We start from the raw sequence: 22,432 nt of genomic DNA, 5'->3' as shown, positions 1-22,432 counted from the left end.
CAATTGTATTCAATTTGAACTGACTTCTTTTTTCATAATAAACTCAAAAAAGCTTTAAAAGATGTTTTTGCGCATTATTTGAATACTACTATTTTTTAACCAAGTTTTAGCGAGGGAAAGGAACAAATAACTGTTCTTTATCGAACCATGGATTTCACTACAGAGGGTTGTAGTGCATGGATGTTATCCAGTCAAAGATAACTTTTACTATCCTCTGAAAAGAACTCACTTTCTCTAAATTTCAAAAAGCGAAAAATAAATAGAAAAAGCCAAAACCGTTTGGTTCTAGCTTTTTCTATCTTAGTGTGCTCATCGAGTTGGACTTTGGTGACTAAGATTCCATCCAAAAGGCACAATATTTTCCTTTTTCTGGCGGATACGTTTTAGATTTTCACGATGTCTAATGATGATAAGTGTAGCAATTGCAAAAGTTATCAGCATGAACAACGGATCATAGATGGTCAGGATAAAATGATAAGCAGGGAAAACAACAACATTAATAATAGCGACACTAGCTGCAACAACACTGGCAAGAGAGATCATACTATATAAGTAAAGCACAATTCCAAAAATAGCGATTAAGAAGAGAAGAAAAAGTGGGGAATAACCAAGCAGTACCCCTGCACTAGTAGCAACAGCTTTTCCCCCTTTAAACTTAGCAAAAACAGGGAAAGTATGTCCAATGATAGCAAAAAATCCAAATAAAAAAGGATTGATGCCTACACCAAAGAGAGCGGGTAAACACGTCGCAATAGTTCCTTTTAGAGCATCAATGATGAAAGTTGCTATGCCGGCTTTAGCCCCTAAAATACGAAAGGTGTTGGTTGTACCGGTATTACCGCTACCGTGTTCACGTAGATTTTTCTTGTAAAATACTTGCCCAATCCAAAGTCCTGTAGGAACAGAACCAAGAAGATAGGCAATTAATAAAAGTAAACTTATTTTCATCATGGCTTTATTATACCATGAAATATCGTCATCAGCTATGTAAGAAACGAGAATATTTTTCAAAACCACGATAAGTACAAAAAAGCCTATTATACTAAGTATAATAGGTATTGACTTAACATTCAATACCTCATACTATTGGTATATGGAGGAACGTTAAGATGAGTAGCATTAGACTAGAAGATTTATTCAATTTGACCTCTAAGAATTTAGGGACAATAAAAGTCAAATTTAATGATTGGAAAGATGAAAATGCTGTAGAAAACTATCTGGCTAATCCAGACAGAATAAATAATTTTAATCTTTTTTGGAGAAGTCAGATGCGTTATTTTAATGTTGGTGATATCGCGATTAATTTTATTCGATTAGAGAATGATAAATGGTTATTAACAACTATTAAAAAGGTGACGGAAGAATTAGGGGTGGTGCACGGGCAAAATTATCAAGGGATTGAGTTGGCGGAGTTTGCTCCTTATTTTGGTCGCTTGATTGTGAAGTATAAAAAAGTAGGGAGAATTTCTGTTCAAAAATATGATCGTATTTTACAAAAGCTGGAAATTTATCAGTTGTTACCAGAAGTTTATAGTGGATTAGACTTTAAAGGTTATGACTGTATTTGCTTATCTTATGCGCAATTAGCGTCTATTTTACGTTTTGAAAAAAAGGATTGGCTAACAGCTTTGCAAAATCAAAAAGCAGTCTATCTGATTACTGATACCTATACAGGGAAATTATACGTTGGTTCGGCTACTAGTGATAATGGTATGCTATTGAATCGTTGGAGGACTTATATCGCCAATGGGCATGGAGGCAATGTTGCTTTGAAAAAATTGGTAAAACAAGAAGGAATAGCCTATGTGAAAAAGAATTTTCAATACAGTGTTTTAGAAAATTATAACGGGAAAATAGATGATCAATTCATTTTACAACGTGAATCGTGGTGGAAAGAAGTACTGAAATCAAGAGACTTTGGCTATAATGAAAATTAGGAACAAAGAACGCAAATGATAGCCGTAAAGTATGTGCCGTCTGAGATACGTAAAATTCAGAAGTCCTTAAACGAGTAAATAAAGAGGGATGCTCGGTGACGGAGACTGTAAAAGACAATAGGAACTGGCTTGTTTATAGAAAGACAAAAATGTTAGTGATTATTTGAGAGAATGGAGAAAAATCAAGTGTGATGTAACTCAGATGGTTAAAGACCTGTATTAGCGACAAGGGCTTTCGATGGGATATTTTATTGGAAGGATTTGGGCAGAAAATTTGTGAAGTAGGATGGAAAGGATAGAAAAATGGATTGGGAGACAGAACGTAGGCATAATGAATTACAGGAGAGTGCTGACGAACAGAATCGTTTGTTAAGGGAGCAAAATGAACTTCAAGAGCAAGCATTATGGCAACAGAGGGCATTGGAACGAGACCGTCAGATAGCAGAAGAACGTCGCTATGAGGAGGAAGTAAAACGGCGTGAAAAAAAGAGATGAAAGACAGGATCCATCAATTGCAGATTTCACTGGCTCAAACAACTAATCCAATCAAAAGGGAGCAATTGCAGAAGTTAGTGGATGAGGCGGTGGACGAATACGAAACCTATCTCTATCGTTTGCAAAAAGAAGAAGAGGAACGAGAGAGACAGCTACAGTTATTTGAAAAGGAACAAGAGACAGCAGCAGCTATTTGAAAAGGAACAATTAAAAAGACGGAGAAGAGAAAGGATAAAATCCATTATTGTGATGATGGTGACTATCCCAATTCTATTGCTGGTTTTTGTGATTGGCATGAATTGGTTACTGAAAAAGGATGCTAAAAAGGAAGTTTTTGGAACTAGAACTTCTGCTTCAAGTGTTATAACATCTCCTGATAGAAATAATAATCAAACAGCTTCTTCATCTTCTAGATTAAATGTAAACAGTACTCAAGCTTCCTCCAACTCGAAAGTAAATACAAAGGATTTGACCACCGAGCAGGTCAAGAAATGGGTGACCTATAGTATTTATTCCATTGAGCATGAACATGCGACGATTGAAAATATAGAGGTTAGCATGCGTGATGATGGCTTGGTTTATGCAGTGGTAAGGTTGACCGACAAAAGACTTAATTCAGGACTATCTCGTACCTATCGTATTTCTAGCGAGGGCTATTTGGAAGAAGAATCTGGTTTCAGTGGTTGGAAAATCATTTCAAAAGACTATCATGAATGAGGTTAGAATAACATTCTTCCTCTTTTTATTGACTTGATTTAGCGGTTGATGAAGAAATCTATATTTAAGCGCGGATTTTCTATTAATGCTGTCAAACATGAGATAGAAATCGTCGTTTTGAGATGATTATGCACTCGTGTGACATTCTCTTATAATCTTTTCTTTTTAAGATTTGCAAAATTTCTCAAAAGCTTGTAAGATAGTAAAGATGAAGAAACAGGAGGTTCCTTGTGGCAAAACAGGAAATCAATATTAACAATTATAATGATGACGCGATTCAGGTCTTAGAGGGGTTAGATGCTGTCCGAAAACGTCCTGGTATGTATATTGGGTCAACAGACGGAACTGGTCTTCACCACTTGGTTTGGGAAATCGTTGATAATGCCGTAGATGAGGCTCTATCTGGTTTTGGGGATAAGATTGATGTAACCATTCATAAAGACGGTAGTATCAGTGTCGCTGACCACGGTCGTGGGATGCCTGTTGGTATGCATGCCATGGGTATTCCGACTGTTGAGGTTATCTTTACCGTTCTTCATGCGGGGGGAAAATTCGGTCAAGGGGGCTATAAGACTTCTGGAGGACTTCACGGTGTAGGGTCTTCTGTGGTTAATGCCCTCTCTAGCTGGTTAGAAGTTGAGATTGTACGAGAAGGTGCGGTTTATCGTCAGCGTTTTGAAGAGGGTGGAAAACCAGTTACTAGTCTTGAAAAGGTAGGAACAGCTCCCAAGTCTAAATCGGGAACTAAGGTTCGCTTTATGCCAGATGCTAGCATTTTTTCAACTACGGACTTTAGGTATCATACCATTGCTGAACGCCTGAATGAATCTGCTTTTTTATTGAAACAAGTCACTTTGAGTTTGACAGATGAGCGAACTGGTGAAAGTAGCCAGTTTCATTATGAAAATGGGGTGCAGGACTTTGTTAGCTATTTGAATGAAGATAAGGAAACTCTTACTCCAGTGCTTTATTTTGAGGGAGAAGAGGGTGGTTTTCAAGTAGAGGTAGCCTTGCAGTACAATGACGGTTATTCTGATAATATCCTCTCCTTTGTCAACAATGTTCGGACAAAAGACGGTGGAACGCACGAAACAGGCCTAAAAACAGCTATTACAAAAGCTATGAATGATTATGCGAGAAAGACAGGCTTGCTCAAGGAAAAGGATAAAAATCTTGAAGGGTCAGACTACCGTGAGGGCTTGTCGGCTGTCTTATCCATTTTAGTACCTGAAGAGCATTTGCAGTTTGAGGGTCAGACCAAGGATAAGCTGGGAAGTCCTCTAGCTCGCCCAGTTGTTGATGGCATTGTATCGGACAAATTGACTTTCTTTCTTTTGGAAAATGGGGAATTAGCTAGTAACCTTATTCGTAAGGCTATCCGTGCTAGAGATGCGCGTGAAGCAACTCGTAAGGCACGTGATGAGAGCCGAAATGGTAAGAAAAATAAAAAGGATAAGGGACTATTATCAGGAAAATTAACGCCTGCCCAGTCTAAGAATGCTGCGAAAAATGAACTTTATTTAGTCGAGGGAGATTCTGCCGGAGGGTCTGCCAAACAAGGACGAGACCGCAAGTTTCAGGCAATCTTACCTCTAAGAGGAAAGGTTATCAATACCGCCAAGGCTAAAATGGCAGATATTCTCAAGAATGAAGAAATCAATACTATGATTTATACTATTGGTGCTGGTGTTGGTTCAGAGTTTAACTTGGAAGATGCCAACTATGATAAAATTATTATCATGACCGATGCGGATACGGACGGTGCCCACATTCAGACCTTGCTTTTAACTTTCTTTTATCGCTATATGCGACCACTTGTAGAAGCAGGAAAGGTTTATATTGCCCTACCTCCCCTCTATAAGATGAGCAAGGGGAAGGGCAAGCAGGAAAAAATTGCTTACGCTTGGTCGGACAATGAGTTAGAAGAGTTAAGAAAAGACTTTGGAAAAGGAGCAACGCTCCAACGCTACAAAGGACTTGGAGAAATGAATGCAGACCAGCTTTGGGAAACAACCATGAATCCTGACACTCGTACCTTAATTCGAGTAACCATTGAAGATTTAGCGCGTGCTGAACGTCGTGTCTCTATCCTTATGGGCGATAAGGTAGAACCACGCCGTAAGTGGATTGAGGACAATGTGATGTTTACGCTGGAAGAAGCGACAGTGTTTTAGGTCAGTACCTAAATAATATGATTATCTAGTTCTTATGTTATAGAGATTTTAATTAACTAGAACAATAAACAAGTGATATTGTTTTGAAAATGTTAGGACCAAAAGGATACCAACCGGAAAGTGAGAGGACATGACTTTAGAGAATAAACTAGAGATTGAATCTTCAGCTCGCTTGGCAGAAGTGGAAGAGCAAATGAGTAAGAAACAAGCTGCTCTTCTATTTAAAACAGGACAATTGTTTCAAATAGAAGTTGGTACTTTTAAGAGATTGTCTGCCATTCACAAGGCTCTTTTTTCAGAAATTTATGATTTTGCAGGGAAAATTCGTGATGTCAATATTGCCAAGGATAATTTTCAGTTTGATCCTCGTATTTTTTTAGAGCAATCTCTCGCTTATATTGATAAACTTCCTCATACCACTTTTGATGAGATTGTTGAGAAATATGTAGATATGAACGTGGCACACCCTTTTCGTGAAGGAAATGGACGAAGTATGAGAATTTGGCTAGATCGTATGTTCCGTGAAAAGTTGGGGGGGAAAGTAGTCGATTGAAATGCTATTGATAAAGACGAGTATTTCAATGCTATGATACGAAGTCATGTGTCAACAGGAGAACTTAAATATCTCTTATTGAACGCTTTGACAGATGATATGAGCCAAGCGAGCTTTTTTAAGGGTGTAGATGCTTCCTACTACTACGAAGGCTACACTCTTTATCAGACGCAAGACTTGATAAATGGTTCTGATGATTGAGATATTTTATTAGTAGTTTGCTTTACTCTAATAGGTGAGTAAGTGATTGTCATAAAGGCAATGAAAAAAGTTAGTTATGGTAAATTTTTGTGAAAAAGATTTTAGCTACTATACCAGACTAGAGTAAAGATAAAATATTTAGAAACAGTTTCAAAACGTTTATCGAAAGTCAAGGTTTCAATAGCTTATACAGTAATATGAAACCTTGAAACTAAAGAAAGGAAATGAATAGCTCTGAGGGGCTTTCTATCTAATATGAGTACAATTCAAAACATGTCCTTAGAGGACATTATGGGAGAGCGTTTTGGGCGTTACTCCAAATACATTATTCAAGAGCGGGCTTTGCCAGATATTAGAGACGGTCTAAAACCTGTTCAAAGACGGATTCTTTATTCTATGAATAAGGACGGCAATACCTTTGATAAGAGTTACCGTAAGTCTGCCAAGTCCGTCGGAAATATCATGGGGAATTTTCACCCACACGGAGATTCCTCTATTTATGATGCCATGGTTCGCATGAGTCAGGACTGGAAAAATCGTGAGATTTTGGTGGAAATGCACGGAAACAATGGTTCCATGGACGGCGACCCGCCTGCAGCTATGCGTTATACAGAAGCCCGTTTGTCAGAGGTAGCTGGTTTTCTTTTACAAGATATTGAGAAAAAGACCGTGCCTTTTGCTTGGAATTTTGATGATACTGAAAAAGAACCGACTGTTTTGCCGGCTGCTTTTCCAAATCTCTTGGTCAATGGAGCGACAGGGATTTCGGCAGGGTATGCGACGGATATTCCACCTCATAATTTAGCAGAAGTGATTGATGCGGTCATCTATATGATTGATCACCCGTCTGCTAAGGTGGACAAACTCATGGAATTTTTACCGGGACCAGATTTTCCAACAGGAGCCATTATTCAAGGGCGAGATGAAATTAAAAAAGCCTATGAAACAGGTAAGGGGAGAGTGGTTGTCCGCTCAAAAACAGAAGTTGAGCAATTAAAAGGCGGTAAAGAACAAATCGTTGTTACTGAAATTCCTTATGAAATCAATAAGTCTGTCTTAGTCAAGAAAATTGATGAGGTGCGGGTCAATAACAAGGTAGCAGGCATTGTAGAAGTTCGAGATGAGTCAGACCGTAATGGTTTGCGTATTGCGATTGAGCTGAAAAAAGACGCTAACCGTGAATTGATTTTAAATTACCTCTTTAAATACACAGATTTGCAGGTCAACTATAACTTTAACATGGTGGCGATTGACCATTTTACCCCTCGTCAAGTGGGGCTTGTTCGTATTCTGACAAGCTATATTGCTCACCGAAAAGAAGTGATTTTGGCTCGTAGCCGTTTTGACAAGGAAAAAGCAGAACGCCGTCTGCATATTGTGGAAGGCTTGATTCGAGTGCTATCCATTTTAGATGAAATCATCGCTCTTATTCGTGCCAGTGAGAACAAAGCAGATGCCAAGGAAAATCTCAAGGTTAGCTATGACTTCACAGAGGAGCAGGCTGAGGCTATTGTTACCTTGCAACTCTATCGTTTGACAAATACAGACGTGGTTGTTTTAGAAGAGAAAGAAGCTGAATTGAGGGAGAAAATTGCCCTGCTTTCTGCCATTATCGGAGATGAAAGAACCATGTATAACCTCATGAAAAAAGAACTTCGAGAGGTAAAAAAGACTTTTGGCAATCCTCGCCTCAGTGAGTTGCAGGATACAGCTAAGACCATTGAGATTGATACAGCTAGTCTGGTTGTTGAGGAAGAGACCTATGTCAGCGTTACTAAGTCGGGCTATCTTAAGCGAACCAGTCCTCGTTCCTTTGCGGCATCAAGTCCTGAAGAGATTGGTAAGCGTGAAGATGACCGTCTTGTATTTATGAGTCAAGCAAAGACGACACAACATCTTCTTTTGTTTACCACTTCGGGAAATGTCATCTATCGTCCAGTCCATGAATTGGCAGACATCAAATGGAAAGACATCGGAGAACATATCAGTCAGACCATTACCAATTTTGAAGTCAAGGAAGAGATTCTTCATGCTGAATTGGTCGATAATTTTGATACAGGTGTTTATATCGTTGCTACCAAATTGGGGCAAATCAAGCGAGTTAAGCGGAGCGAGTTTAGCCCTTGGCGAACCTACAAGTCTAAATCCATTAAATTTGCTAAATTGAAAAATGAAGTAGATAGTGTCTTATTTGTTCAAGCAGTGGATATGCAAGATGTCATGCTTATTACAAAAAACGGTTACGCTCTGCGATTTAACACGCAAGAAGTGCCAATAGTTGGTGCTAAAGCAGCAGGTGTAAAATCAATAAATCTCAAAGATGGAGATGTTATCAACAGTGCCTTTTTGGTGTTGACAGATAGTTTTTATATTCTTACTCAGCGTGGAAGTCTCAAACGTATGTCAGTGGATGTGATTCCACAAACGAGCAGAGCAAAGCGTGGACTGCTTGTTTTGCGGGAGTTAAAAACAAAGCCTCACCGTGTGTTTAAAGCAGGGAGCGTAGGAGAAAATACGTCAGCACTTGCACCACAAGAACTTGAAATCGTATCTAGTACAGGACAAAGCTATCGTGTTGTTTTATCAGATTTGTCACTGTCAGAGCGCACTAGTAACGGTAGTTTCATCTCAGAGACAATATCAGACGAGGAAGTAATGTCAGCTCATTTTCTCAATGATATGTTTATAGCCAAGTAGTTATTGTTCTACTTGGTTTTTCATTTTGCTTTTTGCTATAATGACAGGTAGATAAAGATGGAATGTTGGAAGTAGGTAGTTATCGTGCACAAAAAGACCATTATTGATTTTAAAGATTTGGGAAAACGTCTTATTTTTACAGAACCGATAGAAGAGCTTATAGCAGAGGCGCTTAGCGATGTGAGAGAGGTACTGGATAAGGTGAGTATTTATCAAAATCAAGGTTATTATGTCGTGGGTTATGTCAGCTATGAGGCGGCACCTGCTTTTGAGCCACATTTTCTGGTTAAGAAAGATCGCTTATCTAAAGAATATTTGGCTTATTTTACAGTTCATAAAACAGTTCAGGAAGTTCCTTTTCCAAATTGTTATGAGGCGATTGATATGCCCACAAAGTGGGAAAATGTAGTAGCAGAGTCTACTTATCAAGCAGCTATTGAGAGCATTCATCAGCAAATCAAGCAAGGCAATACCTACCAAGTTAACTACACGACTTGTTTGACAGCACCTCTAATGGTAGATAGCCTTGCGGTTTACAATCGTCTGGTGGTTGAGCAAGGAGCTTCTTATAATGCTTATATTGCCCACGATGATTTTGCAGTGGTTTCTGTTAGCCCAGAGTTATTTTTTGAAAAAAAAGGGCGGACGCTTACAACAAGACCGATGAAAGGGACAACAAAGCGAGGAATAAATATTTCTGATGACCTTAAAAACAAGGAATGGCTTAGTAAAGATGCTAAAAACCGTTCTGAAAATGTGATGATTGTTGATTTACTGCGTAATGATATGGGACGTATCTCAGAGATTGACAGCGTTCAGGTCACTCGATTGTGCCAAATAGAGCAGTATTCGACAGTCTGGCAGATGACTTCAACTATCACTAGTCAAATTAAACGAGACCAAGATTTGTTGGCTATTTTTGAAGCTCTCTTTCCGTGTGGGTCAATTACAGGAGCACCTAAGATTGCAACGATGTCTATCATTTATCAGCTTGAGACACAGGCGCGTGGTGTCTATTGTGGAACGATTGGACTTTGTTTACCAAATGGGGATGCTATTTTCAATGTGGCTATTCGTTCGCTTCAGATAGCAAATGCTAAAGCTTACTATGGTGTAGGCGGTGGTATTACTTGGGATAGCAAATGGGAGGATGAATACGTTGAAACACAGCAAAAAAGTGCAGTTCTCACGCATGTCAATCCAAGCTTTGAACTCTTAACAACGGCAAAGATTGCATCGCGTCAGGTTCTTTTTCTTGAGCAACATTTGGAACGTTTAAAGAAAGCTAGTCGTTATTTTGCTTATCCGTTTGATGATGAGATGTGCTTAGTGCAACTCTTAGAGACATGTCAGAATATGGACGTAGAAAAAAATTATCGCTGTCGCATACGTTTGGATAAATTTGGGAATCTAAACATTAACTGTGAAGAGTTGCAACCATTAGCAAAAGAGCGAAAACGAGCGGTTATTGTCCAACGAAAAAATCAAGCGGACACACCCTTTTATTATTTTAAAACGACCTATCGCAAACATATCCCAAACGCATCTTATGAGCAGATTTTTATCTCAGCGGATGGTTTTTTGCAAGAAACCTCTATAGGTAATATTATCCTAAAATGTGGAGATAACTACTATACGCCACCGGTAAGTATCGGTATTGTAGACGGTATTTACCGTAACTATCTTCTGAACAAAGGAAAAATAAGTGAAAAACAATTGGCACGTAGTGACCTAGAAAAAGCAGACGCTATCTATACCTGTAATAGTGTGAGAGGTCTCTATGAATTAACACTGATAAAATAAAAAACATCTCTTCTAAGAGATGTAGTCAAAGAAAATTTTCTGAATTTTTAGAAAAACACTTGAAAAAACGTGAAAAAAGCGTACAATATAATACAAGTAAACAAGAAAGAGGATATATTATGACAGTAGAACTTGACTGGGAAAATTTAGGTTTTTCTTATCGTAAATTACCGTTTCGTTATATTTCATATTATAGAAACGGAAAATGGGATGATGGGCAATTAACAGAAGATGCTACACTGCATCTCTCTGAAAGTTCACCTGCTCTCCACTATGGACAACAAGCTTTTGAAGGTTTGAAAGCTTACCGTACCAAGAATGGTTTCATTCAGCTTTTTCGTCCAGATAAAAATGCTGAGCGTCTGCAAAGAACAGCTGATCGTCTCCTTATGCCAAAAGTACCAACAGATAAGTTTATTGATGCTGCTAAGCAGGTTGTTAGAGCCAATGAGGAATTTGTCCCCCCTTATGGTAGCGGTGCAACTCTCTATCTTCGTCCGCTATTGATTGGTGTAGGGGATGTTATTGGTGTCAAACCAGCTGATGAATACATCTTTACGATTTTTGCTATGCCTGTTGGAAATTATTTTAAAGGTGGTCTAGCACCAACGAATTTTCTTGTCTCTGAGAACTATGATCGTGCAGCACCGCACGGAACTGGTGCTGCTAAGGTAGGAGGTAACTACGCAGCTAGTTTATTACCTGGAAAATACGCTCATGACCACCAATTTTCAGATGTCATTTACTTAGATCCTGCAACTCACACCAAAATTGAAGAAGTTGGCTCTGCTAATTTCTTTGGAATTACGAAAGACAATCAATTTATTACTCCTTTAAGTCCATCTATTTTACCATCTATTACTAAGTATTCATTGCTCTATTTGGCTAAGGAAAGATTTGGTATGGAAGCTATTGAAGGAGAAGTGAGAATTGATGAGCTTGATAAGTTTACTGAGGCAGGTGCCTGCGGAACAGCAGCTGTTATTTCTCCAATCGGAGCTATCCAATATCGTGATGATTTTCATGTTTTCTATAGTGAGACAGAGGTTGGACCAGTTACCCGTAAGCTTTATGATGAGTTGACTGGTATTCAATTTGGAGATATTGAGGCACCAGAGGGTTGGATTGTTAGGGTAGATTAAGGTAAAGAGCTTGTTCTTGCAAGCTCTTTACTTTTTTTGTAAAATAGAAAAAGCGAAAGGAGTTTTCTATGGCAAAAAAAGATAAAAAAATTGAAATTCAACTCATTGATGCCAAGGTCAAAGTGAACGAAACGTTCGTTGATGGTAGTCAGTTAGTGATTGGCAAACGTATTGTTGGTAATATTGTAGAGTTAGATGGTAAGTATGCAGTCATTAAAAATGAGCAAGTAGCTAGCTTCTATAAATCACTTGACCAAGCTATAGAGAATGTTATCGAGGAGTATAACCTTAACCATTAATTTAAAGTATCTCTTGTAGATAGATACTTTAAGGGAGAATAAATAGTAAAAAAAGCTTGCATATTAACAAAAACTATGTTAAAATAGTGTTTGTTTTGGAAGGGTAGCGAAGAGGCTAAACGCGGCGGACTGTAAATCCGCTCCTTCGGGTTCGGGGGTTCGAATCCCTCCCCTTCCATTTTTTAGGTTGTGCTGGTTTGCATAGTTTAAAGTACATTTGGGGTATAGCCAAGCGGTAAGGCAAGGGACTTTGACTCCCTCATGCGTTGGTTCGAATCCAGCTACCCCAGTCAAAGGTATCAAACTGAGTTTGACACCGTAAAAGCGATAGTTATTGTCCTTGCGGGTTACCTTGAAAAATATATTGTTATCAAAAGTTAGTTTATTAACTTTTGTTGGAGGATTTTTTAGAATGAATGAATTTGAAGATTTGCTAAACAGTGTTAACGATGTTAACCCTGGTGATGTTGTCACCGCGGAAGTTTTAACAGTTGATAATGATCAAGCAAACGTTGTTATTGAAGGAACTGGTGTTGAGGGTGTTTTGACACTTCGTGAGTTGACTAATGATCGTGATGCTGATATTAATAACTTTGTTAAAGCTGGCGACACTGTTGAAGTGCTTGTTCTTCGTCAGGTTGTAGGTAAAGATACAGATACTGTGACTTTCCTTGTCTCTAAAAAACGTTTGGAAGCTCGCAAGGCATGGGATAAACTTGTCGGTCGTGAAGGTGAAGTTGTTACCGTTAAAGGAACACGCGCTGTTAAAGGTGGACTTGCGGTTGAGTTTGAGGGTGTTCGAGGTTTTATTCCAGCTTCAATGATTGATACACGTTTTGTACGTAATACTGAAAAGTTTGTCGGTGAAGAATTTGAAGCTAAAATCAAGGAAATTGTTCCATCTGAAAACCGTTTCATCTTATCACGTCGTGAAGTTGTAGAAGAGGCAGCAGAAGCTGCACGTAAGGAAGTTTTTTCTAAACTTGAAGTTGGTTCGGTGGTTAAAGGAACGGTTGCTCGTTTGACTAGTTTTGGTGCATTTGTTGACCTTGGTGGTGTTGATGGACTTGTTCATGTGACTGAATTATCTCACGAACGTAATGTGTCACCAAAAACAGTAGTTTCTGTAGGTGAAGAAATTGAAGTTAAAGTACTTGCTATTGACGAAGAAGCAGGTCGTGTATCACTTTCATTGAAGGCGATTACACCAGGTCCTTGGGATGGTGTTGAACAAAAGCTTGCTGCTGGCGATCTTATTGAAGGTAAAGTTAAACGTTTGACTGACTTTGGTGCGTTTATTGAAGTTTTACCAAGTATTGATGGACTTGTTCATATCTCACAAATTTCTCACAAGCGTGTTGAGAATCCAAAAGATGTTCTTTCAGTTGGTCAAGATGTTACTGTTAAAGTTCTTGATGTGAATGCTGCTGATGAGCGTGTTTCTCTATCTATCAAGGCTCTCGAAGAACGCCCTGCACAGTCTGACGATAGCAATAGTGAAAGACGTCAATCACGTTCACGTCGTCCACGCCGTCAGGAAAAACGTGATTATGAACTTCCTGAAACACAAAGTGGTTTCTCAATGGCTGATTTATTCGGTGATATTGAGTTATAATAAAATAAAAAGATTTATCATGTTGATAAGTCTTTTTATTTTATTTAAAATATGATATAATAACTTTCGTTGCTACCTTTAGTGTAATGGATATCACGTAAGATTCCGGTTCTTAAGATGGGGGTTCGATTCCCTCAAGGTGGATAAAATGATATGTAAAAACCCTTTATATTTAGGGTTTTTTTGATGCTTATTTTTATATCCTCCTCAAATTATCTAGGAACTTTTAGATAACTAGCTGAGGTTAGGGGAAAAATTTGCTATAATAAAAGCGGTAGTATATTTTTAGGGGGAGAAAAGATGACGAAATTAGCGACAATTTGTTATATTGATAATGGTAAAGAATTGTTATTACTTCATCGTAATAAGAAAGCTAATGATGTGCATGAGGGTAAGTGGATATCTGTTGGTGGAAAGTTAGAGCCAGGTGAAACACCAGATGAGTGTGCTCGTCGGGAAATTTTTGAGGAGACGCATCTGCATGTGACAGAAATGGACTTTAAAGGAATTATCACTTTTCCAGAGTTTACTCTTGGGCATGATTGGTACACTTATGTTTTTAAGGTGACAGCTTTTGAAGGAAAACTTATCTCAGATGAGGATTCTCGTGAGGGGACACTAGCATGGATTCCTTATGACAAGGTTCTTGAGATGCCGACGTGGGAGGGAGATTATGAGATTTTTAAGTGGATTTTAGAGGATGTCCCTTTCTTTTCTGCTAAATTTCGCTATGATAGTCAGCAAAAGCTTATCGAAAAAGCTGTGCAATTTTATGATGTGAAACCTGTGTGAGGAGATACAAATGAAGCAACCTTCGGATAAACGTTTTTCAGATACATGGTTTTTTAAATGGGTTTTAAATAACCAAGCTGTTGTAGCCATTTTTATTACCTTGCTAGTTGGTTTGATGGGCTTGGTGTTGGTCAAAATATCTCCTTTGTTTGCCCCTATTTGGGACTTTATCGGTATCATTATGCTACCGATTGTTATCTCTGCTCTTTTGTATTATCTTTTGGAACCATTGGTTGATTGGCTTGAAAAAAAAGGTATTGGACGCACGATAGCTATTGTTTTAGTTTTTATAGCTATAGTGTCACTTTTGGTGTGGGCTGTTGCCAATGTTATCCCCATGATAACGCATCAATTGATGACCTTTATGGATGATTTGCCAACTTATATCCAGACGGTCAATAAGGAAATCAATCGGTTTTTAGAACATCCTTTTTTGAAAAATTATCAAGGACAATTACAAGATACGATTAGTAATATTAACACTAAAGCTGTTGATTATGCAGAGAGTATTTCTAAAAATGCGCTGTCATGGGCAAGTCGTTTTGCAAGTGCCTTTGCTAGGGTGACTGTAGCTATTATCATTGCACCTTTTATTTTGTTTTATTTATTACGTGATGGGCATACGATGAAAGATGGTATTTTAAAGGTATTGCCAACACGTGTTCGTTCTTCCTTTTCACACATTCTAAGCGATGTTAATTCTCAGTTGGCAGGTTATGTGCAAGGACAAGTGGTAGTTGCTATTGTCGTTAGTATCATGTTTGGTGTCATGTATAGTATTGTTGGCTTGCGCTATGGTGTGACTTTGGGTATCATTGCAGGTATTTTAAATATGGTACCTTATCTTGGAAGTTTTTTGGCACAAGTTCCTGTATTCATCCTTGCTATTGTTGCAGGTCCTATCATGGTGGTTAAGGTGGCGATTGTTTTTGTCATTGAGCAAACTATTGAAGGGCGTTTTGTTTCACCGCTTGTCTTGGGAACAAAGCTCAATATCCATCCAATAACGATTATGCTGATTTTATTGACAGCAGGGTCTATGTTTGGTATCTGGGGTGTCTTTTTAGGTATACCTATCTATGCGTCAATTAAAGTTATCATTAAGGAAGTATTTGACTGGTACAAGAGCATCAGTGGTTTGTATGAGGAAGAAAGAACAATTGATGAAAGAAGGGATAGCACTCATGCAAAATAGCGAAAAAATGATTGTTGCTTTGGATAATCAAGATTTAACACGTGCTGATAAATATTTTGAACGTGCGCTTAGAGAAGACGATGATGAGATGCTGTTAGATCTTGGTGCTTATCTAGAAAATATTGGTTTTTTACCTCAAGCTAAACGGATTTATCTAAAACTTCGTAAGGATTTTCCAGAGGTCAATATTAATCTAGCTCAGATTGCAGCAGAAGACGATGATATTACAGAGGCTTTTTTGTATTTGGATGCGATTGATGAAACCAGTCCAGAGTACGTATCTGCTCTTTTGGTGATGGCTGATCTTTATGATATGGAAGGCTTGATAGATGTGGCTCGTGAGAAGTTATTGTTAGCAGCTACGATTAGCCCAGAACCAATTGTTTTGTTTGGTCTAGCGGAGTTGGATAGTGACTTAGGTTATTTTAAAGAAGCTATTGATTATTATGCACAGTTAGATAATCGTGAGATTTTAGAGATGACAGGTGTCTCTACTTATCAACGTATTGGTCACGCTTATGCTGCTCTTGGCAAACTTGAAGCTGCGATTGAGTTTTTAGAAAAAGCTATTGCAATTGAGTATGATGATCAAACTGTTTTTGAGTTAGCTGTGATTTTATATGAGATGGGAGAGTACCAAAAAGCTAATCTCTATTTTAAACAGCTTGAAACTATGAATCCAGATTTTGACAATTATGAGTATATCTACGCTCTTTCCCTCCAAAAAGAAAATCAAGGTAGAAAAGCTCTAACATTGGTACAGCAAGGTCTTTCTAAAAATAGTTTTGACAGTAATCTCTTATTATTAGCATCGCAATTATCTTATGAGCAACACGATAGAGATTCAGCTGAAAGGTATTTATTGGAAGCTCGGCGTGTTTCGGATGATACCGAGGAAATTCTTATGCGTCTAAGCAATCTTTATCTCGAAGAAAATCGCTATGAAGATGTGGTTATGTTGGATAAAGAAACGACTGATAATATTTTAACTAAATGGAATATTGCAAAAGCTTATCGTAAGTTAGAAAACGAAGAGAAAGCCTATGAGGTCTATCAAGCTTTGGAAACTGACCTTTATGATAATCCAGAGTTTTTAGAGGACTATGCTTATCTCCTATATGAATACGGTTATAGAGAACACGCTAAGAGTATAATAGAGCATTATCTCAAGCTTGTTCCTGATGATATAACCATGGCTGATTTGTTGGAAAATCTCCGTCTTGATTAGGTAAAAAATTCACAAACTTTTTTGATAAACTTAGTTATATTCTATGTTATAATGAGAATAAGTTTGTGAAATCATCTGATTAAGAAGATTTTTAATTCTTGTTAAGTAAGGAGAGGTTGGTATGACAGATTCCAAAAAACAGTATGGTGCAGATTTAATCGTTGATAGTCTCATCAATCATAAAGTAGAGTATGTTTTTGGTATTCCAGGGGCCAAGATTGACCGTGTCTTTGATACTTTAGAGGATAGAGGACCTAAGCTTATTGTAGCGCGTCACGAGCAAAATGCTGCTTTTATGGCACAAGGTATTGGACGTATAACAGGTGAGCCAGGTGTTGTGATTACAACAAGTGGACCTGGTGTATCGAATCTAGCAACAGGTCTTGTGACAGCAACAGATGAGGGTGATCCTATTCTAGCAATTAGTGGACAGGTAAAACGTGGTGATTTGCATAAGCGTGCCCATCAATCTATGAATAATGTTGCTATGTTGGAACCCATTACTAAATATGCAGCAGAGATTCATGACCCTAATACATTGTCAGAGACAATTGCTAATGCTTATCGTCAAGCAAAGTCTGGGAAACCTGGTGCTAGTTTCCTATCGATTCCGCAAGATGTGACGGACAGTACAGTTTCTGTCAAAGCTATCAAACCCTTGACAGATCCAAAACTAGGCTCTGCCTCGGTAGCAGATATTAATTATCTAGCACAGGCGATTCGCAACGCTGTTTTGCCAGTCTTTCTTCTTGGCAATGGTGCATCTACAGAAAGGGTTACAGCTGCTATTCGACGCTTACTAGAAGTAGTGAAATTACCTGTTGTCGAAACGTTCCAAGGGGCTGGTATTGTCTCTCGTGATTTAGAGGAGGATACTTTTTTTGGGCGTGTTGGGCTCTTTCGTAATCAACCTGGTGATATGCTTTTAAAACGGGCTGACCTTGTGATTGCCATTGGTTACGATCCGATTGAGTATGAAGCACACAACTGGAATGCTGAAATTTCAGCTCGAATTATCGTCATTGATGTTGCTGAGGCGGAGATTGATACGTATTTTCAGCCAGAGCGTGAGTTGATTGGTGATATTGCAGATACACTTGATTTGTTATTACCGGCTATCAAGGGTTATGAGCTTAGCGGAGGTTCTCGCCAATATCTTCGAGGTTTGCGTGAAAATGTTGTTGAGGATATCAAGTTTGCTCGAAATGCTGAGAGTGGTCTAGTACATCCTCTTGATGTGATTGATAGTTTGCAGGCACATATCACCGATGAGATGACCGTTACTGTAGATGTAGGGAGTCACTATATTTGGATGGCACGCTATTTTAAATCTTATGAAGCACGGCACTTGCTTTTTTCAAATGGTATGCAAACACTCGGAGTTGCTCTACCTTGGGCAATTGCAGCAGCACTTGTTCGCCCTAAAGAGACAATTATTTCAATCTCTGGGGATGGTGGCTTTCTCTTTTCTGGACAGGAACTTGAGACTGCGGTTCGCTTGAGACTTCCTATTGTTCATATTATTTGGAATGATGGTAAGTACAATATGGTTGAGTTCCAAGAAGAGATGAAATATGGACGTTCATCAGGTGTTGACTTTGGACCTGTGGACTTTGTTAAGTATGCCGAAAGCTTTGGTGCCAAAGGTTATAGAGCTGACAGCAAAGAAAGTTTTAACCAGATTTTACAAGATGCCTTAGTTGAGGCGCAGAATGGTCCAATATTGATTGATGTGCCGATTGATTATAAGGATAACATTAGCTTGGGAGAGACCATTTTACCAGATGAATTTTACTAAAAGAGGAAATTATGTCAGAAGCAATTAAACTTTTTCAATACAATACCCTTAGTGCTTTGATGGCAGGGCTTTACGGAGGTACTTTGACAATAGGTGAGTTGCTAGAGCATGGTGACTTAGGGCTTGGCACTTTGGATTCTATTGATGGTGAGCTAATTGTACTAGATGGAAAGGCTTACCAAGCAAAGGGTTCAAATGGTCGAGTTGAAGTCGTTGAAGTATCAGAAGATGTTAAGGTGCCTTATGCAGCCGTTGTTCCTCATAAAGCTGAGGTGATTTTTAAACAACGCTTTGAGATGTCAGATGAGGAGTTAGAAAAGCGTATCGAGTCCTACTACGATGGAGTTAATCTTTTTCGTTCAATTAAAATAACAGGTCGTTTTTCACATATGCATGTACGTATGATTCCAAAATCAACTTCTGATCGTAAGTTTGCAGAGGTTGCAACACATCAGCCTGAGTATACAAAAGACAATGTATCAGGGACTATTGTTGGTATATGGACACCTGAGATGTTTCATGGAGTGAGTGTTGCAGGCTATCATTTGCACTTTATCTCAACTGATTATACCTTTGGTGGGCATGTAATGGATTTTGTTATTTCAGAGGGTATCATCGAAGTGGGAGCTGTTGATCAACTCGATCAGCGCTTTCCAGTTCAAGATCGTAAATATCTTTTTGCTAAGTTCAATGTGGATGAACTCAAAGATGACATTGATAAGAGTGAGTAAAAAGGCTGGATTTTCCAGCCTTTATTTTTTGATACGCATGTATTCTATCTTATCCTTGTTAGGTGTGACGCGTAGGGTTTTTTGACCAGTATAGGTGACGAACCCTGGCTTTGCTCCTGTTGGTTTATTGAGACGCTTTGCTTCAATCATATCAACTTGTACAAGATTTGATAGGCGAGCTTTAGAATAGTAAGCAGCTAGTTCAGCGGCATCAGTTTTGACTTGATCGCTGGGATTGAGATTGTCACGAATAAGGACGTGGCTACCTGGAATATCTTTAGCGTGAAACCATAGTTCTCCTTTTTTTGCCATTTTAAAGGTCAACTCATCGTTTTGGAGATTGTTACGCCCAACTAGAAGAAGTGTTTTCCCATCAGTTGCTAGATATTGTTCAGGTTTTTGGCGCTCTTGGCGTTTATCGTGTTTGCGACGTTTGATAAAACCTGTTTGTATAAGCTCGCAACGAATGTCAGCAACAGTCTTTAGAGAGGCTTGGTTGAGCGCTATCTCGACACTCTCAAGATAGTCGATGGTGTGTTTGGTCTCCTCTATAATGGTACCTAGATGCTTAACAGTTTCTTTTAATTTTTGGTATTTTTTAAAATAACGTTGTGCATTTTGACTAGGTGTCAGTGATTTATCTAGGTTAATCGTTATTTTTTGGTTGGTGTAGTAGTTGTCTAGTTCTACACTATCCCTATCATTTGGAACCAAGGAAAGATAGGTTGTTAATAGCTCTCCCTTTTGACGGAACTCTTCAGCAGATGCTGTTGCTTCTAATTCCTTTTGTTGTTTGGCGAGTTTTTTGATATTTTTATCCAATTCTGTTTGGATGCGATGAATCAAATCGCTTGCTTGCTGGCTAATGCGGTCACGCTCTGCTTTGTCGTGATAATAATAATCTAACAATTCGCAAAGACTATCAAAGCTTTGCCTACTGTCTGAAAAAGAGATAGCTGAAAAGGACTTTTGTGTTAGGCTAGGTGTTACAGGTTTAGTAAAGAAAGAGCGAAAAACATCTAGGGTCTTCTGCTCTGAAGAGGATAGAATATCTGCTAATTCACTAGCTGTATCACGTCCTAAACCTTGAAAGTGAGATTGTAGCGTTTTAGGTGTAAGTTCTTGGGTTTGTAAGATTTCAAAAAGCTGTTCATCAGCAATATCAAAAGGATTTTTCACATTCTTTTTAGGTGGTGCGATATAGCTAGATCCTGGCAAGATTGTACGGTAGCTGTTTTGCGAAAATCCGACATGCTTAATAGATTCAATAATTTTTCCTTCATTTTTATCAATGAGTAGGATATTGCTGTGTTTGCCCATGATTTCAATGATAAGAGTTACTTGAACATGATCACCGATTTCGTTTTTGTTGGAGATAGTCATCTCTAGGATACGATCATTTTCTATTTGTCTAATATCTTCAATAACGGCACCTTGGAGATATTTGCGCATCATCATGGTAAAAGTGTTAGGGTGTTGAGGATTTTGAAAATTATTTTGAGTGACTTGGATACGTCCAAATACAGGGTGAGCAGATAATAAAAGTTTATAATTTTGGCGGTTGTTGCGAATGGTGAGTACCATTTCATACTCAAAAGGCTGATTGATTTTTTGGATACGTCCATAAAGGATTAGTTTTCTTAATTCTTTTGTTAAATAATGTAGGAAAAAACCATCAAAAGACATAATATTTACAGAAAATAGCTTCTCTGTTTCCTCCCTCCAAACTTAGTCGTATTCTTATTATAACATAGGATTCTTTAAAAGATTATCTAAAAAAACACTTGAAATTTTCAGAATATAGTGTATACTCAAATAGTAGTGTATTTCATTTTGGAAAGGAGACTAGCATGACAGTCGCAATCTTAACATCATGGCAAAGCTGGCGTGGATAAGGTTGTATTTATGGTGAGCATAGATACGACTTTTGTGTGCTTCAAAAACGTATCTATGCGCTAGTCTGTTTTATTATCAAGCGTAGCGCATGGTATGGTCTATCAGGCGCTTTTTGTTTTTTGAAGTTTACGGTAAAGAAATAATATGAGGAGAAATTTACATGAAAAATAAAGCGTTGATAGCAACGTTAATTGGTTTAATTGTTTTGGTTTGTGGAGCTCTTATCTATGATGTGACCAGTCATCAAGATTACCATAAAAATAAGGTAGTTAAAGTTGGTATCTTGCAATATGTCACTCACGAAGCTTTAGATGAAATTGAGAGAGGAATTGAGGGTGGTTTGAAGGAAGCAGGCTATTCTGGGGATAATATCAAGTTGACCGTGTTGAATGCTGAAGGAGACCAAAGTAAAATTCAAACCATGAGTAAGCAATTGGTTGCCGCTAAAAATGATGTGGTGATTGGGATTGCGACACCAGCTGCTCAAGGATTGGCTTCTGCAAGCAAAGATATTCCAGTTGTTATGGGAGCTATCTCAGATCCAGTTGGAGCAAAGTTGGTCAAAAATCTTAAAAAACCAGAGAGCAATGTAACAGGGGTCTCTAACCAAGTTCCTATTAAGCAAACAGTTGAGCTTATCCAAGAGGTAACACCCTCTGCCAAAACTATCGGTGTGCTCTACGCTAGTAGTGAGGACAATTCCGTCTCACAAGTCGCACAGTTTAAAAAATACGCTCAAAAAGCAGGTCTAACGGTTAAAAAGTATGCAGTGCCTACGACCAATGAAATCAAAACTACTATGTCTGTCATGACTGGACAAGTTGATGCTATCTTTATTCCACAAGACAACACCATCGCTAGCGCTTTCACGACTGTTGTCAATGGAGCAAATAGTGCAAAAATCCCAGTCTACTCCAGTGTTGACACTATGGTGAAGCAAGGCAGTATTGGATCTATCGCACAAAGTCAGTACGGTCTTGGCATCGAGACGGCTAAGGTTGCGGTTAAGCTATTAGCAGGTCAAAAAGTAGCAGATGTTCCTGTCAAAGTTGTCGACACAGGTACTGCGACGCTGAACTTAAAAGCAGCTAAACTCTTAGGCATCACTATTTCTGATGATCTGCTTAAAAAAGCAGATATCTCGGTCAAAGAATAAGAA

The 22,432-nt window shown here is 38.4% G+C and carries 18 protein-coding genes, 3 tRNA genes and 1 pseudogene; 20 read left to right on the top strand and 2 right to left on the bottom strand.

All coding sequences use genetic code 11. The annotated features are described in order from the left end of the window. Positions 1-309: 309 nt before the first annotated feature. A complete protein-coding gene (gene plsY, locus NXS10_RS02030; protein ID WP_259137343.1) occupies positions 310-948 on the bottom strand; it encodes a glycerol-3-phosphate 1-O-acyltransferase PlsY in 639 nt (212 codons plus the stop codon). Positions 949-1,109: 161 nt separating this feature from the next. Here plsY and NXS10_RS02025 point away from each other — a divergent pair, with 161 nt between their 5' ends. From NXS10_RS02025 to budA, 19 genes and pseudogenes are all read left to right on the top strand, one after another. After that, positions 1,110-1,937 (top strand): GIY-YIG nuclease family protein, encoded by an 828-nt coding sequence (locus NXS10_RS02025; RefSeq protein WP_259137085.1) that lies wholly within the window; start codon positions 1,110-1,112, stop codon positions 1,935-1,937. A gap of 303 nt (positions 1,938-2,240) precedes the next feature. Continuing rightward, positions 2,241-2,432 carry a hypothetical protein gene (locus tag NXS10_RS02020; RefSeq protein WP_259137082.1) on the top strand — a complete coding sequence of 64 codons (192 nt, stop codon included), beginning with the start codon at positions 2,241-2,243 and terminating at the stop codon, positions 2,430-2,432. Beyond that, positions 2,429-2,629, top strand: coding sequence for a hypothetical protein (locus NXS10_RS02015; protein WP_259137080.1), 201 nt, complete (start codon positions 2,429-2,431; stop codon positions 2,627-2,629). The genes NXS10_RS02020 and NXS10_RS02015 overlap by 4 nt, the downstream gene beginning before the upstream one ends. A 49-nt stretch (positions 2,630-2,678) precedes the next feature. Then, positions 2,679-3,149: a hypothetical protein gene (locus NXS10_RS02010; RefSeq protein ID WP_259137078.1), complete on the top strand. Its 471-nt coding sequence runs from the start codon at positions 2,679-2,681 to the stop codon at positions 3,147-3,149. A gap of 230 nt (positions 3,150-3,379) precedes the next feature. After that, positions 3,380-5,323, top strand: coding sequence for a DNA topoisomerase IV subunit B (gene parE, locus NXS10_RS02005; protein WP_259137075.1), 1,944 nt, complete (start codon positions 3,380-3,382; stop codon positions 5,321-5,323). Positions 5,324-5,453: 130 nt separating this feature from the next. Then, a pseudogene (gene fic, locus NXS10_RS02000) lies at positions 5,454-6,077 on the top strand (protein adenylyltransferase Fic). A gap of 255 nt (positions 6,078-6,332) precedes the next feature. Then, positions 6,333-8,774, top strand: coding sequence for a DNA topoisomerase IV subunit A (parC, locus tag NXS10_RS01995; protein ID WP_259137073.1), 2,442 nt, complete (start codon positions 6,333-6,335; stop codon positions 8,772-8,774). A gap of 84 nt (positions 8,775-8,858) precedes the next feature. Beyond that, the gene (pabB, locus tag NXS10_RS01990) at positions 8,859-10,577 is read left to right on the top strand and encodes an aminodeoxychorismate synthase component I (RefSeq protein ID WP_259137071.1); all 1,719 of its coding nucleotides are present in this window, start codon (positions 8,859-8,861) and stop codon (positions 10,575-10,577) included. A 59-nt stretch (positions 10,578-10,636) separates the two neighbouring features. After that, positions 10,637-11,719, top strand: coding sequence for a branched-chain amino acid aminotransferase (locus NXS10_RS01985; RefSeq protein ID WP_259137069.1), 1,083 nt, complete (start codon positions 10,637-10,639; stop codon positions 11,717-11,719). 68 nt (positions 11,720-11,787) lie between these two features. After that, positions 11,788-12,018 carry a DUF2969 domain-containing protein gene (locus NXS10_RS01980; protein WP_259137067.1) on the top strand — a complete coding sequence of 77 codons (231 nt, stop codon included), beginning with the start codon at positions 11,788-11,790 and terminating at the stop codon, positions 12,016-12,018. A gap of 97 nt (positions 12,019-12,115) precedes the next feature. Further along, positions 12,116-12,196, top strand: a tRNA-Tyr gene (locus NXS10_RS01975). Between the two features lie 40 nt (positions 12,197-12,236). Further along, a tRNA-Gln gene (locus NXS10_RS01970) sits at positions 12,237-12,308 on the top strand. A 122-nt stretch (positions 12,309-12,430) separates the two neighbouring features. Next, a complete protein-coding gene (gene rpsA / locus NXS10_RS01965) occupies positions 12,431-13,633 on the top strand; it encodes a 30S ribosomal protein S1 (protein WP_259137066.1) in 1,203 nt (400 codons plus the stop codon). Positions 13,634-13,705: 72 nt separating this feature from the next. Beyond that, positions 13,706-13,777 (top strand) — tRNA-Arg (locus tag NXS10_RS01960). A 156-nt stretch (positions 13,778-13,933) separates the two neighbouring features. Further along, positions 13,934-14,425, top strand: coding sequence for an NUDIX hydrolase (locus NXS10_RS01955; RefSeq protein WP_259137064.1), 492 nt, complete (start codon positions 13,934-13,936; stop codon positions 14,423-14,425). A 10-nt stretch (positions 14,426-14,435) separates the two neighbouring features. Continuing rightward, complete coding sequence (locus tag NXS10_RS01950; protein ID WP_259137062.1) at positions 14,436-15,620, top strand: AI-2E family transporter; 1,185 nt, start codon at positions 14,436-14,438, stop codon at positions 15,618-15,620. Further along, positions 15,610-16,848, top strand: a complete 1,239-nt coding sequence (locus NXS10_RS01945; protein WP_259137341.1) for a tetratricopeptide repeat protein — start codon at positions 15,610-15,612, stop codon at positions 16,846-16,848. Before NXS10_RS01950 ends, NXS10_RS01945 begins: the two co-directional genes overlap by 11 nt. A gap of 121 nt (positions 16,849-16,969) precedes the next feature. Beyond that, positions 16,970-18,646: an acetolactate synthase AlsS gene (gene alsS, locus NXS10_RS01940; protein ID WP_259137060.1), complete on the top strand. Its 1,677-nt coding sequence runs from the start codon at positions 16,970-16,972 to the stop codon at positions 18,644-18,646. A gap of 11 nt (positions 18,647-18,657) precedes the next feature. Then, positions 18,658-19,377 (top strand): acetolactate decarboxylase, encoded by a 720-nt coding sequence (gene budA / locus NXS10_RS01935; protein ID WP_259137058.1) that lies wholly within the window; start codon positions 18,658-18,660, stop codon positions 19,375-19,377. Positions 19,378-19,398: 21 nt separating this feature from the next. Here the strand turns inward: budA and NXS10_RS01930 are convergent, their stop codons facing one another. Then, a complete protein-coding gene (locus tag NXS10_RS01930; RefSeq protein WP_259137057.1) occupies positions 19,399-21,063 on the bottom strand; it encodes an Rqc2 family fibronectin-binding protein in 1,665 nt (554 codons plus the stop codon). Between the two features lie 370 nt (positions 21,064-21,433). On the opposite strand from NXS10_RS01930, the gene trpX reads away from it, so the two are divergent. Next, entirely contained in the window at positions 21,434-22,429 is a 996-nt protein-coding gene (trpX, locus tag NXS10_RS01925; RefSeq protein ID WP_259137055.1) for a tryptophan ABC transporter substrate-binding protein, read from the top strand. The last annotated feature ends 3 nt before the right edge of the window (positions 22,430-22,432 follow it).

This window comes from Streptococcus sciuri (assembly GCF_024814375.1).
Taxonomy (GTDB): domain Bacteria; phylum Bacillota; class Bacilli; order Lactobacillales; family Streptococcaceae; genus Streptococcus; species Streptococcus sciuri.
Note: the sequence above shows the minus strand (reverse complement) of the source record. Positions and strands in the feature narration are given on the sequence as shown.

Bases quoted from the DNA above. Each gene is read 5' to 3' on its own strand.
- plsY (WP_259137343.1), bottom strand. From the start codon at position 948: ATGAAAATAAGTTTACTTTTATTAATTGCCTATCTTCTTGGTTCTGTT.
- NXS10_RS02025 (WP_259137085.1), top strand. From the start codon at position 1,110: ATGAGTAGCATTAGACTAGAAGATTTATTCAATTTGACCTCTAAGAAT.
- NXS10_RS02020 (WP_259137082.1), top strand. From the start codon at position 2,241: ATGGATTGGGAGACAGAACGTAGGCATAATGAATTACAGGAGAGTGCT.
- NXS10_RS02015 (WP_259137080.1), top strand. From the start codon at position 2,429: ATGAAAGACAGGATCCATCAATTGCAGATTTCACTGGCTCAAACAACT.
- parC (WP_259137073.1), top strand. From the start codon at position 6,333: ATGAGTACAATTCAAAACATGTCCTTAGAGGACATTATGGGAGAGCGT.
- NXS10_RS01980 (WP_259137067.1), top strand. From the start codon at position 11,788: ATGGCAAAAAAAGATAAAAAAATTGAAATTCAACTCATTGATGCCAAG.
- rpsA (WP_259137066.1), top strand. From the start codon at position 12,431: ATGAATGAATTTGAAGATTTGCTAAACAGTGTTAACGATGTTAACCCT.
- NXS10_RS01955 (WP_259137064.1), top strand. From the start codon at position 13,934: ATGACGAAATTAGCGACAATTTGTTATATTGATAATGGTAAAGAATTG.
- NXS10_RS01950 (WP_259137062.1), top strand. From the start codon at position 14,436: ATGAAGCAACCTTCGGATAAACGTTTTTCAGATACATGGTTTTTTAAA.
- NXS10_RS01945 (WP_259137341.1), top strand. From the start codon at position 15,610: ATGCAAAATAGCGAAAAAATGATTGTTGCTTTGGATAATCAAGATTTA.
- alsS (WP_259137060.1), top strand. From the start codon at position 16,970: ATGACAGATTCCAAAAAACAGTATGGTGCAGATTTAATCGTTGATAGT.
- budA (WP_259137058.1), top strand. From the start codon at position 18,658: ATGTCAGAAGCAATTAAACTTTTTCAATACAATACCCTTAGTGCTTTG.
- NXS10_RS01930 (WP_259137057.1), bottom strand. From the start codon at position 21,063: ATGTCTTTTGATGGTTTTTTCCTACATTATTTAACAAAAGAATTAAGA.
- trpX (WP_259137055.1), top strand. From the start codon at position 21,434: ATGAAAAATAAAGCGTTGATAGCAACGTTAATTGGTTTAATTGTTTTG.